The following is a 13,507-nucleotide window of genomic DNA, read 5'->3' as shown; positions in this document are numbered from 1 at the left end:
GAATATTCATAAAATCTATGTAAGAAAATGTGACATTAACACTTGACGATTGGTCTATCGGGTGGTATCCTTTTTTCAACATCAAAAAACAAGGAGGAGCTGTTATGCGGGAAAAAGAATTGCGTCGTTCACTTGCCGTTTTTCCAATTGGTACGGTTATGAAATTAACAGATTTGACTGCAAGACAGATTCGGTACTATGAGGAGCAAGAATTGATCCACCCGGAACGAAGTGAGGGTAACCGTAGGATGTATTCTCTAAACGACATTGATGTGTTATTAGAAATCAAAGATTATTTATCCGATGGACTTAATATGGCAGGAATCAAACGGGTCTATCAAATGCGCCAAGAAGAAGTTAAAGCTGCCAAAGAAAAACCGCCATTGACTGATAAAGATGTTCGCCGTATTTTTTATGACGAGATGTTGACGCAAGGTGGTCTACAACAACAAAATCCATATCAATCACAAGGGCCGAAACTGTAGTGATTGTGGAATTTAAAAAATGAAGTGCGAGGAAGGGATTAGATATTATGCCGAAAAGAGATCTAAGTAAAGAGGATATTAAACGAATTGTTGAGGAAGAGAACGTCCGCTTTTTACGCCTGATGTTTACAGATATTTTAGGGACTATCAAAAACGTTGAAGTACCAGTTAGCCAAATGGAGAAAGTATTAGATGATAAAATGATGTTCGACGGATCATCAATTGAAGGGTTCGTTCGTATCGAAGAAAGTGATATGTACTTATACCCAGATCTATCTACTTGGATGATCTTTCCTTGGGAGAACGATCATGGAAAAGTCGGCCGTTTGATTTGTGATATTTATGGACCAGATGGCAAGCCATTCGCAGGTGATCCTCGTGGAAATCTAAAACGTGTATTAAAAGGCATGGACGAATTTGGCTTCACTTCATTTAATTTAGGACCAGAACCAGAATTTTTCTTATTTAAATTAGATGAAAATGGTGATCCAACATTGGATCTAAATGACAAAGGCGGCTACTTTGATTTTGCACCAACAGACTTAGGTGAAAATTGCCGACGCGATATCGTCTTAGAGCTTGAAAGTCTAGGATTCGAAGTAGAAGCTTCACACCATGAAGTCGCTCCAGGACAACACGAGATTGATTTCAAATATGCAGATGTAATTGAAGCTTGTGACAACATTCAAACATTTAAGCTAGTCGTTAAGACAATTGCACGCAAACACGGTCTGCATGCGACCTTTATGCCAAAACCACTTTACGGTATCAACGGCTCAGGAATGCACTGCAACATGTCATTATTTAATGAAGATGGTAATGTCTTCTACGATGAAGATGGTCCAATGCAATTGAGTAAAACAGCGTATCAATTCTTAGCTGGTCTTTTAAAACACGCACGTGCATACACGGCAGTATGTAATCCAATCGTAAACTCTTACAAACGTTTAGTCCCAGGTTTTGAAGCACCAGTTTATGTAGCTTGGAGTGGACATAACCGTTCACCATTGATTCGTGTCCCTGAATCACGCGGATTATCAACACGTTTAGAATTACGTTCAGTTGATCCAGCGGCTAATCCATATTTGACAATGGCTGTATTATTAGAAGCAGGTTTAGACGGGATCCGAAATGAATTGACACCACCAACAGCAGTCGATCGAAATATCTATGTGATGACCGAAGAAGAACGCAAAGCAGCAGAAATCTATGATTTACCTTCTACGATTCATAATGCAATCAAAGAACTACGTGAAGACCAAACGATGGTCGATGCACTCGGTGATCATATTTATACAAATTTTAATGAAGCCAAACGAATGGAATGGGCAGCTTTCCGTCAAACTGTTTCAGAGTGGGAACGTGAACAATATTTAGAACTTTACTAAAATTTCTTTCAAAAACGCTTCGAGCTAGCGCTCGAGGCGTTTTGTTTGTTGTATTTTAAAATAAAACAGCTTGCTCTCAGAATAATCTGTAACCTTTATGGAATCTTTTACTAATTAATCAAGTATGAAACATATTAAAATAAAGGTGAGGATTTTGAAAAGCCATTTATTATTAGTAAAAGCATGTTATAATAATTCGGAAGATTTTCTAATGCCAAAAAATTGGCCACTTACAAAATTTGTAAGTTTTGTCTTCTTCTAGTAAAATGTAATTGTTGGTAATTCCAAGGAGAGGTGTGAGAAAATGGGATACACAGATGAAACAGTCCGTTTTGATTTTGATGATAATCGTAAGAAAGAGATCAGTGAAACATTGACGATTGTCTACAACGCTTTAGCTGAAAAAGGCTACAACCCGATTAACCAAATCGTCGGCTATTTATTATCAGGCGATCCTGCGTATATTCCTCGTTATCAAGATGCCAGAAACTTGATTCGCCGTCATGAGCGCGATGAAGTGATGGAAGTTTTAGTGAAATATTACTTGAAAGATCACGGTATAGATATTCGATGAGAGTAATGGGACTAGATGTCGGCTCGAAAACTGTCGGAATCGCGGTAAGTGATCCATTTGGCTGGACGGCTCAAGGAGTCGAGATCATCCGAATTGACGAAGCAAAAGGTGAATTTGGTTTTGAGCGCTTGGGCGAGCTGATTAAGGAATACAAAGTCACTAAATTTGTGGTAGGACTCCCCAAAAATATGAATAACTCAATTGGTCCAAGAGCCGAAGCATCTTTGGCCTATGGTGAAAAAATCCAAGAACTCTATGATTTACCAGTTGAATTTCAAGATGAGCGATTAACAACAGTTCAAGCAGAACGGATGTTAGTCGAACAAGCGGACGTATCACGTTCGAAAAGAAAGAAAGTTATCGATAAGCTTGCAGCAGTCATGATTTTACAGAACTATCTTGACCGTGCTGGCAACAAAATTTAGAAAAGAGGAATGAAGATGGCCCACGAACACACACACGATCATGAGCATGATCACGAACATGAAGTAATTACTTTAGTAGATGATGAAGGAAATGAAACACTTTACGAGATTCTTCTAACTATTGATGGTCAAGAAGAATTCAATCGCAACTATGTTCTCCTTTATCCAGCAGGTGCTCCTGAAGATGAAGATGTTGAATTACAAGCCTACGCATATGTTGAAAATGAAGATGGCAGCGAAGGCGAATTACAACAAATTGAAACCGATGCTGAGTGGGACATGATTGAAGAAGTCTTCAATACATTCATGACTGAAGAAGAAGAATAAGCTAAAAATGTATGAGAAATCCTGATATGATGGGGTTTCTCTTTTTTTGACCAAAGTAATTGGAAGTTTAGATGCGCGACAAGCTTTTCTATTGTCTTGTCATAGATTTTTTTGTTGAAGAGTTAATAAAAAGAGAATCTTTTAAGTTGTTAAGGATAGTCCGGCGTTAGTTTGTAGCTTATGGAAAAGGGTGCTAAACAAATTAGTTGTCACTATTTAATGGAAAGCGTAACATTAATTTTGTAAACGTTATCAATTAAAAGGTGGGATTTTAGATGGAGAGAATTTACCAAGCAAGTACCGCTGAAGGCGCGATTGATTTTATTAATATGAAGGATTTAGAAGTAGCTGCGAAGGAGATTATACCTGAGGGTGGTTACGGGTATATTAGCAGTGGGGCGGGAGATGTTTTTACTTACCAAGAAAATGAACGCTCATTTAATCATAAGTTGATTATCCCGCATGTTTTGCGAGATGTTGAATTGCCTGATACAACAACAAAATTTTCCGGAGAAAAATTGACAGCACCGATTATTATGGCACCTGTGGCAGCCCATGGATTGGCAAATGTTGCTGCTGAAAAGGCCTCTGCCAAAGGAGTCGCACAATTTGGAACGATTTATACGGCTAGTTCCTATGCTTCTTGTACTTTAGAAGATATACGGGAAGCTGGCGGGCTAAAAGCACCGCAATGGTTCCAATTTTATATGAGTAAAGATGATGGAATCAACCGTGACATTCTAGATCTGGCAAAACGTAATGGATCAAAGGCAATCGTACTGACTGCAGATGCGACAGTTGGCGGGAATCGTGAAACAGATCGTCGTAACGGATTCACTTTTCCTTTAGCAATGCCGATTGTTCAAGCTTATCAATCTGGAATTGGTCAAACGATGGATGCAGTCTACGGTTCTTCAAAACAAAAATTAAGTCCAAAAGATGTTGAATTTATCGCAAATTATTCAGATCTCCCCGTTTATGTCAAAGGGGTTCAATCAGAAGAAGATGTGGAACGCTCACTTGATTCGGGAGCTTCGGGTATTTGGGTGTCTAACCACGGTGGCCGACAACTTGATGGCGGCCCAGCTGCGTTTGATTCATTACAATATGTGGCAGAAGCTGTGGCTGGAAGAGCACCGATTGTTTTTGATAGCGGTGTTCGTCGAGGACAACATGTTTTTAAAGCATTGGCTTCAGGAGCGGATCTAGTAGCGATTGGACGGCCAGTTATTTATGGGTTAGCGTTAGGCGGAAGTACTGGTGTGCAACAAGTTTTTGATTTCTTTAAAAAAGAATTGGAAATGGTGATGCAACTAGCGGGGACACAAACAGTAGCAGATATTAAAACGACTACGCTAAGAGAGAACCGGTATTTATAATATTTGACTTTACTATTTTTTTTAAGCATGGTATCTTTTTATTAGAATTATATGTTGAGGAGGAAAAGTAATGACAGCATCGATGAAATTGCGGAACGAACTTTTGAATGGCTAATTAAATATCAATTCAAAAGTCTAGGTGTAGCAATTTCAAGGGATGAGTGTATACTTTTCAAAAATGAAATGTAAGGCATAGTGCTAGACTATGCCTTTTTCTGTACGCTTTTTTCTCTTTCCTAGCAAGAAGGGGAATAGAATAAAATGGAAAATCTATCGATAAAATTAACAAATATCCAGCATAGTTTCGGTACAAAAGAACTCTTTTCAATCGATGCACTATCTGTTTATCAGGGGGATCGTATCGGAATTATCGGTTCTAATGGACAGGGAAAATCAACTTTATTAAAAATGATTCATGGGGAGTTGACACCTGATAGCGGCTCTATCCAAAAAGAAAATGACTTTCATTTCTTTCAGCAAATCAGTGAAGTAGATGAAGAAATAAATTATGAAAACATTGACTGGGAATTAATGGGCCGTTTTTTTGTTCCTAAAAATCAAGTAAACACATTAAGCGGCGGCGAGAAAACTAAGTATCGCTTAACTCAAGTATTGTCCGGCTATGAAGCGGGTTTATTATTAGACGAACCGACAACGCATCTTGATCAAAAGGGAATCCAGACATTGATCGAAGAATTACGCTATTATTATGGTACACTCCTTTTTGTCAGTCATGATCGTACTTTTTTAAATCAATTAGCTACTAAAATTTGGGAAGTAGAAGCCGGAAAAGTAAAAGAGTACAGTGGAAATTATGATGAGTATTGTAAACAAAAAGAATTGGAGAAACTTGAAAATAATCGAGCGGCAGAACAATTTGTGAAGGAAAAAACTCGTTTAGAATCGGCGATTGCCAAAAAGAAAGCACAAGCTGAAAAAAGTAAACAGGTGTCAATAAAGAAAAAGCAGCAGCACATCCGCCCTGATCGGCTATCATCGTCTAAACAAAAAGATACTGTTCAGAAAAATATCCAAAAAACAGCTAAGGCGATGGAAAGTCGTTTGCTGCAACTTGAGGAAAAGAAAACACTGGGCATTCAGCGGGCAATTACTTTTCCGCCTTCTAAAACGCTGGAACTGCATAATAAATTTCCTATTCGAGGAGCGGATTTTCATTTAGAGAAAGGCGGAAAATGTTTATTTGATCATTGTGATTTTCAATTTGGTGTCGGAAAATGTATTGCGATCACTGGTAAAAATGGTGCTGGAAAAACGTCTCTTTTGAACAGCATTTTAACTGATGAAGCAGGGATTATTTTATCTCCTAAGGTTGTTTTTGCTACGTACCACCAAATGGCTTATAAAATAACTGGAACGCAGACGGTTTTAACATATCTATTGCAACAAACAGAGTATAAAGAACCATTAATTCGTAGTATTTTGCATAATTTGGGCTTCTCACAATTGGAGATGACAAAACCTATTGACAGATTAAGCGGAGGTGAAGCAACGCGAGTACAGATTGCTTTGCTGTTTACGCGCCCTTCAAATGTCTTAATCCTTGATGAACCAACAAATTTTATTGATCTTAAAACGGTTGAGGCACTGGAGCAGTTGATTATCTCGTATCAGGGAACAGTGATTGTTACCTCACATGATCGCTATTTTGTTGAACGAGTAGCAGATGAAATATACACAATAGAAAATCTTCGGCTGCAACAGAGATGAAAGAGGATCGAAAAATGACGAATCAAAGGATTAACGACTATTTCTCTTTTTTGCCTTCTTTTTGTTAGAATTTGGAAATAAAAAAATACTTTGCAAACTATCGTTATTGAATAATTGTATTATTACACACAGATATTGACTATATCTGTATTAAGAGCTGTTTTTCATAAGCAAGTTTCTATAATCATTCGTTTTTTATATGGTATAACTGAACCATAATTTAGAAATTTTAACAAATGAAAAAAGAATGGAGACGATGGTGTTGAAAAAATGGTTGATAGGGTTGGCGCTTGTAACAGCAGGAGTAGTTTTGACCGCTTGTGGGAACAAGCAAACTAATGCAGATGATAGTTGGGAAAAAGTTAAAGATAAACAAGAATTGACAGTAGTCACTTCGGGTACACTCTTTCCGTCTTCTTATTATGACGATGAAAATAAATTAGTTGGTTATGATGTGGATGTAGCAAAGGCAGTCGCAAAAAAATTGGATTTGAAAATCAAATTTAAAGAATACAATGTTGACGGTCAAGTAACCGCAGTTAATCGAGGAGAGGCTGATTTTGCCGCAAATGATTTTGGTTTGTCGAAAGAACGCAGTAAAAAGTTCGCTCTTTCTTCACCAATCAAGCATTCTTTTGATAGTATGATTGTAAGAAAAAGCGACAATTCTGGGATACATGCAATGAAAGATCTTAAAGGCAAAAAAGCTGCGGGAGAACCGAATACTAGTTACATGAAGATTGCAGAAAAATATGGTGCAAAAGCAGTAACGTATGATAATGCAACAAATGATCAATACTTAACAGACGTGGCAAATGGTCGTACAGATGTCATCTTAAACGACTACTACTTACAAAAAATGTCTGTAGCAGCATTGCCAGATATTCCTGTCAAGATTTTAGAAGATGTCTATTTTAACGCGAATTTTACAGGCTTTTTGTTTGATAAAAAAAATCAAGCGTTAAAAGAGAAGGTCAATCAAGCTTTGGCGAGTTTGAAAAAAGATGGAACATTGAAAAAACTATCTGAACAATATTTTGGAACCGATGTTTCCGTGAAACCGAAACAAGAAATAACTGAGAAAGTTTCGGCAGAGTAATGTATCTTCCGACAATCGACTTAGCTTTGATGGTGGATTCTATCCCATTTCTTTTGAGTGGATTAGGATATACTTTGGGGATTAGTTTAACAGCCTTTGTTTTTGGCAATATACTAGGGGTCTTATTGACGGTGTTAGGATTTGTCCCTTTGCGAGCGGTCAAACTTTTTGTCCGTTTGTACCTCTCTTTTTTGCGCGGGACCCCCGCGTTGGTCTTGTTGTTTTTGTTATACTTTGGTCTGCCATATCAGTTAAACGCTGTCGTTGCAGCAATCATCTGTTTTAGTTTGACCAGTAGTGCTTTTATCGGTGAGATTTATCGCGGCTCGATCGCAGGAGTCAATGCCGGTCAATGGGATGCTGCGTATGCTTTGGGCAATCGTTTTTTTCCAACAATGCGCTATATCATTTTACCGCAAGCTGTCCGTATCTCGATTCCGGCATTGAGTAATGTGGCAATGGATCTTCTCAAAGGAACATCTTTGGCGGCTATGATTACCGTACCAGATATATTTCAAAAAGCTAAAATCATTGGGGGACGAACCTTCGATTATTTATCGATGTATATTTTAGTAGCATTGATTTATTGGTTGCTTTGTATCGGGATTGGGCGACTACAACATCAGTTAGAACGCTATTTTCAACAAAAATACAGGTAGCAAAACAAGAACCCAGAATATATCTTGGGTTCTTGTTTTTTATAACTTCTAAAGAACAAATGATTTATCCGCGTTCTTAGTTTTGATCCGTTTTTCTTGATTTCTAACTAACTTCAGTAGAATATAGAGCTAACATGCGTATAGGAATCATAACAGAATGGAAGTGAAAGCGATGGAACATTTAGCACCTGCAAAGTTTAGGATTAAGGATCACGTGCAATTCAAAATTGCTGATGATCTTTTAACAGGCGTGATCGAGCTGACAGATTTTGCTCATTTTTCTAGTAAACGATGCCATTCTTACAGTATTTTTGTGGAAGAACGCGGCTGTTCTTTTTTACATGTTCCAGAGTTTGATATTTTGAAAAAAATCGAATAATACAACGACTAAACCAAAGAAAGAATTCGAATGACTCCCTGTGCTTTTTTAGTGGTTAAGACATAATTTTGACTGATTGAGTTTTTTACTAATAATACAATGATGAAACAAAATATATGAGGTGTTGAAAATGAAAGATGGTCTATACTGGGCAGAAAAATTACGTAATAAAAAAATTAGTTTTCAAGAACTATTAGGGATTTTTGAAGAAAATGCCCGCCAGAAAAATCCAGAATTAAATGCTTTTGTAACCTTGATGGATCATGAGGCGCTGACAGAATACCAAAAACAAGAAACTATTGCCAATCGTCCTTTTGCTGGACTGCCAATCCCGTTAAAAATGTTAGGTCAAGACAAGAAAGGCTGGTTGAGTACATCAGGATCAAAATTATTTTTAGAACAGCGGGCTGATCAAAACAGCAACTTTACCAATCAGCTATTAACAAATGGCTTGGTGCCTTTTGCCCAGACGAATGCTCCAGAATTTGGCTTTAAAAATATTACAGATGCACAAATTTATGGACCGGCTAAAAATCCATGGAACCTTGCCTATTATTCAGGAGGATCAAGCGGTGGTGCAGCCAGTGCAGTTGCGGCAGGGATTGTACCGATTGCTGGGGCGAGTGATGGAGGAGGATCAATTCGAATTCCCGCTAGTTTTTGCGGATTGATTGGGTTAAAACCAACACGTGGCGTGATGCCGGTAGGGCCTGGAAGTTGGCGCGGCTGGCAAGGAGCTTCAATCGATTTTGCTTTGACCGTCTCCATGCGTGATACAGAAAAATTATTTTATGGGATGCGTAAAATTGCTAGTGCAGCACCGTATCAAGCACCTGAAAAAGCTTGGCATCATACGCACTCTGCTCAGCAAAAACCATTAAAAATAGCGGTTATTATTGATTCACCTATTAATTCCACTGTTTCGTCTGAAGCAATCAAAGCAGTAGAAAAGGCCTATGATTTTTTGTTAGCACAAGGTCACCAAGTCGAATTGATTTCTTATCCCGTTGATGGAAATGAACTGATGGCCAGTTATTACTTGATGAATGGTGCTGAAACCGCTGCGATGTTCACTAAAATCGAACAAGGATTGAAACGATTAGTTGGGAAAGATGACATGGAATTGATGTCATGGGGAATTTATCAGTATGGGAAAAAAATTCCCGCTAGTCATTATATCGATGCGTTAAATCTTTGGGATCAAGCAGCTGTCAAAATGGAAGAACTGCTTACGACATATGATCTATTATTGACGCCAACAACAGCTACCTCTGCACCTAAGATCGGAGAGGACTTGCAAAGCGACGATATTCGCCTAAGTTTAGAAAATGCTGCCAATTTATCAGAAAATGATTTGCAGCAGTTGATTGAGCAAATGTTTGCACAGAGTCTGCAAATGACCCCTTATACACAACTAGCCAATCTAACAGGGCAACCAGCAATCAGCTTACCGACCCATTTAACACAAAAGGGTTTGCCATTAGGGATTCAATTTACTGCTGCGCGTGGTCGTGAAGATTTACTTTTACAAATTGGCCAATTATTTGAGACAGCTTATGGTTTTCAATTGCCAGCATATTATCGTTCAAAATAAACAATCATTTTATCGAACCATCAAATTGGACTATCCATTTTGGTGGTTCTTTTGGTACACTAATAAAGAAATGAAAACGCTTCGACAAAGGAGACAAGAAAATGATTTTATTGAAGGCAAAAAATGTGATTACTGGTGATGGTAAAACGGTCATTGAAAACGGCGGTGTCGTTTATGCAGAAGACACGATTTTAGCAGTAGGCAAAGCAGCAGAGTTAGAAGAAAAATTTCCCCAAGCGCAGATTCGTGATTATGGAGAAGCTTCAATCTTACCAGGATTGATGGATGCACATATTCATCTGGGGTATTACTGGACACAACCAGACTTACATCATTATAACGATTTTATGATTGCTTATTATGCACAAAAACAAGCAGAGACTTGTTTGGCAAAAGGTGTCACGACAATCCGCGATTGTTGCGGTCCGCAGTTTTTACTAGAGACATTGCGTTTGGCTGCTGAAAAAGGCTTTGTTAAAGCACCAAGAATTTTGCATACAGATCGTGGAATCTGTATTACTGGCGGACACGGACATGAAGATGGCATTGAAGAAGTAGATGGGGTAGAAAATATCCGCCACACAATCCGGCGTCAAAAAAAGGATGGCGCAGATTGGATCAAAATGCTAACAACAAATCGTGATGATATTTGTGAATTCACGCAAGAAGAACTAAATGCGGGTGTAGCAGAAGCACACCGGTTGGGAATGAAATGTGTGGTCCATTCAGGCACGCAGCCAGGAATACAAATGTGTATCGAGGCAGGATTTGATACGATTGAACATGGAAATTTCTTAACAGTGGAACAGGCTAAACAAATGGTGAAAAATCAGCAGTCGTGGACACCGACAATGTTTGCTTATCACTTTTTAGCAGAATACAATCAAAAAGTTCAAGAGGTTGGAATCGATCATTCCAATCAATCGACTGAGACCTATTCCCATCATTTAGATTTCTTTGAAAGTTCCGTACAAGCATATGGAGAAAACTTCAAAGCGATTTATGATGAAGGTGTTACGATTCTTGCAGGAACAGATATGGTCATGTTAGAGGCGCCTAGCGTACCGATTGTAGAAGAGCTGGAGTTGATGGTGAACTATGGGTTGACACCTGTCGAAGCGATTCAGACAGCAACGCAAAATCCTGCCAAAGTCTTCGAACTAGCAGAAGTTACTGGTGAGTTAAAAAGAGGTCTGCAAGCAGATATCGTAGTTGTAGATGGGGATGTAGCAAAAAATATTCAAGATTTAAGAAATGTTCGTCAAGTTTTCTTAGCAGGGATCGAGGTTTAGAAAAGGTGATGATACTAGTCTTATGATAAGAAAAATATCCGAATTATAGATGTATTGCTCCTGTGGTCTAGCAATTTTATGATAAACGATTGCTTTACATCGATAGTTCGGATATTTCATTTTGAATCATACTTTGGGTTAAATCAGTTTTTTCGCCTTTTCTGTATTTGCAAAGTGTAATTTAGCATATTTATTTAGTAAGGCGATCCCGCCTTGACGTAATAATTTCGCAGCTAACTCGTCAGAAGATCTGCCCGCTCCAGATGGAACCTTCGTTCCTAATTCTAAAGAGGCTTTATCGAGTTCTTCTAAAAAACTTGCACGACTGATAATCGAAGCCGCTGCAACGGAAAGATGATATTGTTCGCCTTTAGTGACGAAATAAATTTTTTGTTCTACACGTTGGGCTTCTTGTTTCACATATTTCAGATAATTTGCTTCTGAAGTAAATTGATCAATCAAGATTGCATCAGGTTTTGTTGGGCTAATTTGTTCCAGCAAAAGACGAATCGCTTGATTATGCAGAGCGACTTTCATCCGGACCGCATTGTATTGAGGCTGGATTGCATTGTATTTTTCTGGATTGACGACTAAAAGTTTAAATGGGATTAATTCTTTGATTTTCACTGCCATTGCGCGAATCTGACTGTCAGTCAACATTTTTGAGTCTTTGACACCGAGTTGTCGCAAGTCAGCAAGATGCTCTTTATCCGCATAGGCTGCACAAACACATAAAGGGCCAAAATAGCTTCCGTTGCCTACTTCATCACTGCCAAGAACAGCCAAAGAAGCAAAGTTTTTTGGTAACGTACTGCTTTTTTTCGCAGTTGTAGGATCAGTTTTTCCCCACCGAGCCGCTTCTTGTTCGGCATTATTTCCTTGGAACAACACTTTACCGGAAGTATAGGCAGTAATATTGACGCCGTTTTTTTTCGCAGAAAATTCACTATAAGGGACGTTTTTGTTTAATAAATAGTCAGAGTAGTAATTTTTTAGTTTTTGGATGTCAGTTTTTGATAATTTTAAAACAGCAGAACTCATATTTTTTCTCTTTTCTTTAAGTTAATTCGCTTTTAATTGATGAAAGTTGTACATATCAAAGATTTTAGCATATAATATATTAGTGTTTTTGTTACCGAAATATTAAAAAATCGTTTTAGGAAGGTTGATCGATATGGCGCAAAATCGCTATAAGGCAATCGTTGCCGGTCAGACTTATACTATCATTGGACAAGAATCCAAGCAACATATGGATATGGTGACCGCATTGGTCAATGAACAGTTAGAAGAAATTCTATCGCTGTCTCCAGAGATCACGCCAGAAAAAGCCGCGATGTTACTGGCGATCAACGCAATCTCAGATCAGTTGAAAAAGCAAGAGGCCTTAATAAAATTAGAAAAACAGCAACTTACACTTGATGGGCAGGCAGCCCATAATTTGGAATTAGAAAATCGTATAAAAAAGATCGAAGCCATTGAAGCCGAAGCAAAGGAAATCATGCGGAAAAATGGAAAAGAAGATGTTCCAATCCGAGATCACGTGGAAGCGCAGCAGATCGTTAATGAGAATCGAAAGCGTGAGATTCAAAAAAGAGCGGCAAATAAATAAGTGAGGGATATTATGTTAACATTGATAATTTTATTTGCATTACTGCTATCTTTTTACGTTGGTTATCGCCGAGGCGTTGCCTACCAGCTAGTGTTTTCTATCGGGTATTTACTCTCGTTTATCGTTGCAAGAATATTTTATCAGGGATTGGGGTCCCATTTAGATTTATTTGTACCTTATCCATCCGTTACTGATGAATCTAAAATGGTCTATTATTCTGTTGAACAAGCGTTCAATCTAGATAAATCCTTTTATGCGGGTGTCGCGTTTGTGATGATTTTAGTTGCTGGTTGGCTAGTGACTCATCTGATTGCGATTTTTTTCAAAAATCTGCTCTTTAAAGTTGCTATTCCGCAATATGATGGATTAGTCGCTGGGATTTTACAGGTGATTATTTGTTACGTGGCTATTTTTCTGCTTTTGAAACTTGTTAGTTTCGTACCGATGGCTTTGGTTCAAAACCAGTTAGCAGGTAGCAGATTGGCTCGTTTCATCATTGAGCACTCACTGTTTTTGAGTTCGCAGTTTGATAATCTATGGGTCACAAAAATTATTGGATAAAGTAAAAA

Annotated in this window: 15 protein-coding genes; 14 read left to right on the top strand and 1 reads right to left on the bottom strand. The window is 38.2% G+C overall.

Going from position 1 to position 13,507, the window contains the following annotated elements:
• The first annotated feature begins 104 nt into the window (after positions 1 to 104).
• The 12 genes from P7D84_RS09085 to P7D84_RS09030 all read left to right on the top strand — a co-directional run bounded on the left by P7D84_RS09085 (position 105) and on the right by P7D84_RS09030 (position 11,329).
• Positions 105 to 485, top strand: a complete 381-nt coding sequence (locus P7D84_RS09085) for a MerR family transcriptional regulator (protein ID WP_137603531.1) — start codon at positions 105 to 107, stop codon at positions 483 to 485.
• A gap of 47 nt (positions 486 to 532) precedes the next feature.
• The gene (gene glnA, locus P7D84_RS09080; protein WP_137603530.1) at positions 533 to 1,873 is read left to right on the top strand and encodes a type I glutamate--ammonia ligase; all 1,341 of its coding nucleotides are present in this window, start codon (positions 533 to 535) and stop codon (positions 1,871 to 1,873) included.
• 304 nt (positions 1,874 to 2,177) lie between these two features.
• Positions 2,178 to 2,447 carry an IreB family regulatory phosphoprotein gene (locus tag P7D84_RS09075; RefSeq protein WP_010739601.1) on the top strand — a complete coding sequence of 90 codons (270 nt, stop codon included), beginning with the start codon at positions 2,178 to 2,180 and terminating at the stop codon, positions 2,445 to 2,447.
• Positions 2,444 to 2,872: a Holliday junction resolvase RuvX gene (gene ruvX / locus P7D84_RS09070; RefSeq protein ID WP_311806150.1), complete on the top strand. Its 429-nt coding sequence runs from the start codon at positions 2,444 to 2,446 to the stop codon at positions 2,870 to 2,872. The genes P7D84_RS09075 and ruvX overlap by 4 nt, the downstream gene beginning before the upstream one ends.
• Positions 2,873 to 2,887: 15 nt before the next feature.
• Positions 2,888 to 3,199, top strand: a complete 312-nt coding sequence (locus P7D84_RS09065; protein WP_311806149.1) for a DUF1292 domain-containing protein — start codon at positions 2,888 to 2,890, stop codon at positions 3,197 to 3,199.
• Positions 3,200 to 3,474: 275 nt separating this feature from the next.
• Complete coding sequence (locus P7D84_RS09060) at positions 3,475 to 4,578, top strand: alpha-hydroxy-acid oxidizing protein (RefSeq protein WP_311800308.1); 1,104 nt, start codon at positions 3,475 to 3,477, stop codon at positions 4,576 to 4,578.
• 261 nt (positions 4,579 to 4,839) lie between these two features.
• Positions 4,840 to 6,306, top strand: a complete 1,467-nt coding sequence (abc-f, locus tag P7D84_RS09055) for a ribosomal protection-like ABC-F family protein (protein WP_311806147.1) — start codon at positions 4,840 to 4,842, stop codon at positions 6,304 to 6,306.
• A gap of 262 nt (positions 6,307 to 6,568) precedes the next feature.
• Positions 6,569 to 7,405, top strand: coding sequence for a transporter substrate-binding domain-containing protein (locus tag P7D84_RS09050; protein ID WP_376716921.1), 837 nt, complete (start codon positions 6,569 to 6,571; stop codon positions 7,403 to 7,405).
• Entirely contained in the window at positions 7,405 to 8,064 is a 660-nt protein-coding gene (locus P7D84_RS09045) for an amino acid ABC transporter permease (RefSeq protein WP_137603522.1), read from the top strand. The genes P7D84_RS09050 and P7D84_RS09045 overlap by 1 nt, the downstream gene beginning before the upstream one ends.
• A gap of 157 nt (positions 8,065 to 8,221) precedes the next feature.
• Positions 8,222 to 8,443 carry a hypothetical protein gene (locus tag P7D84_RS09040; protein ID WP_311802366.1) on the top strand — a complete coding sequence of 74 codons (222 nt, stop codon included), beginning with the start codon at positions 8,222 to 8,224 and terminating at the stop codon, positions 8,441 to 8,443.
• Positions 8,444 to 8,573: 130 nt separating this feature from the next.
• A complete protein-coding gene (locus tag P7D84_RS09035; RefSeq protein WP_311806143.1) occupies positions 8,574 to 10,037 on the top strand; it encodes an amidase in 1,464 nt (487 codons plus the stop codon).
• Between the two features lie 101 nt (positions 10,038 to 10,138).
• Positions 10,139 to 11,329, top strand: a complete 1,191-nt coding sequence (locus tag P7D84_RS09030; RefSeq protein WP_311806142.1) for an amidohydrolase family protein — start codon at positions 10,139 to 10,141, stop codon at positions 11,327 to 11,329.
• Positions 11,330 to 11,467: 138 nt separating this feature from the next.
• Here P7D84_RS09030 and rnhC read toward each other — a convergent pair whose 3' ends face one another.
• A complete protein-coding gene (gene rnhC / locus P7D84_RS09025; protein ID WP_311806140.1) occupies positions 11,468 to 12,370 on the bottom strand; it encodes a ribonuclease HIII in 903 nt (300 codons plus the stop codon).
• A 133-nt stretch (positions 12,371 to 12,503) separates the two neighbouring features.
• Here rnhC and zapA point away from each other — a divergent pair, with 133 nt between their 5' ends.
• Positions 12,504 to 12,938, top strand: coding sequence for a cell division protein ZapA (gene zapA, locus P7D84_RS09020; RefSeq protein ID WP_311806139.1), 435 nt, complete (start codon positions 12,504 to 12,506; stop codon positions 12,936 to 12,938).
• 12 nt (positions 12,939 to 12,950) lie between these two features.
• Positions 12,951 to 13,499: a CvpA family protein gene (locus tag P7D84_RS09015; protein WP_311806138.1), complete on the top strand. Its 549-nt coding sequence runs from the start codon at positions 12,951 to 12,953 to the stop codon at positions 13,497 to 13,499.
• Positions 13,500 to 13,507: the final 8 nt, after the last annotated feature.

This window comes from Enterococcus dongliensis (genome assembly GCF_031927985.1).
Lineage (GTDB): Bacteria > Bacillota > Bacilli > Lactobacillales > Enterococcaceae > Enterococcus_A > Enterococcus_A dongliensis.
Note: the sequence above shows the minus strand (reverse complement) of the source record. Positions and strands in the feature narration are given on the sequence as shown.

What these genes read in the sequence shown, in the direction of transcription:
- P7D84_RS09085 (WP_137603531.1), top strand. Translation starts at nt 105, where the DNA reads ATGCGGGAAAAAGAATTGCGTCGTTCACTTGCCGTTTTTCCAATTGGT.
- glnA (WP_137603530.1), top strand. Translation starts at nt 533, where the DNA reads ATGCCGAAAAGAGATCTAAGTAAAGAGGATATTAAACGAATTGTTGAG.
- P7D84_RS09075 (WP_010739601.1), top strand. Translation starts at nt 2,178, where the DNA reads ATGGGATACACAGATGAAACAGTCCGTTTTGATTTTGATGATAATCGT.
- ruvX (WP_311806150.1), top strand. Translation starts at nt 2,444, where the DNA reads ATGAGAGTAATGGGACTAGATGTCGGCTCGAAAACTGTCGGAATCGCG.
- P7D84_RS09065 (WP_311806149.1), top strand. Translation starts at nt 2,888, where the DNA reads ATGGCCCACGAACACACACACGATCATGAGCATGATCACGAACATGAA.
- P7D84_RS09060 (WP_311800308.1), top strand. Translation starts at nt 3,475, where the DNA reads ATGGAGAGAATTTACCAAGCAAGTACCGCTGAAGGCGCGATTGATTTT.
- abc-f (WP_311806147.1), top strand. Translation starts at nt 4,840, where the DNA reads ATGGAAAATCTATCGATAAAATTAACAAATATCCAGCATAGTTTCGGT.
- P7D84_RS09045 (WP_137603522.1), top strand. Translation starts at nt 7,405, where the DNA reads ATGTATCTTCCGACAATCGACTTAGCTTTGATGGTGGATTCTATCCCA.
- P7D84_RS09040 (WP_311802366.1), top strand. Translation starts at nt 8,222, where the DNA reads ATGGAAGTGAAAGCGATGGAACATTTAGCACCTGCAAAGTTTAGGATT.
- P7D84_RS09035 (WP_311806143.1), top strand. Translation starts at nt 8,574, where the DNA reads ATGAAAGATGGTCTATACTGGGCAGAAAAATTACGTAATAAAAAAATT.
- P7D84_RS09030 (WP_311806142.1), top strand. Translation starts at nt 10,139, where the DNA reads ATGATTTTATTGAAGGCAAAAAATGTGATTACTGGTGATGGTAAAACG.
- rnhC (WP_311806140.1), bottom strand. Translation starts at nt 12,370, where the DNA reads ATGAGTTCTGCTGTTTTAAAATTATCAAAAACTGACATCCAAAAACTA.
- zapA (WP_311806139.1), top strand. Translation starts at nt 12,504, where the DNA reads ATGGCGCAAAATCGCTATAAGGCAATCGTTGCCGGTCAGACTTATACT.
- P7D84_RS09015 (WP_311806138.1), top strand. Translation starts at nt 12,951, where the DNA reads ATGTTAACATTGATAATTTTATTTGCATTACTGCTATCTTTTTACGTT.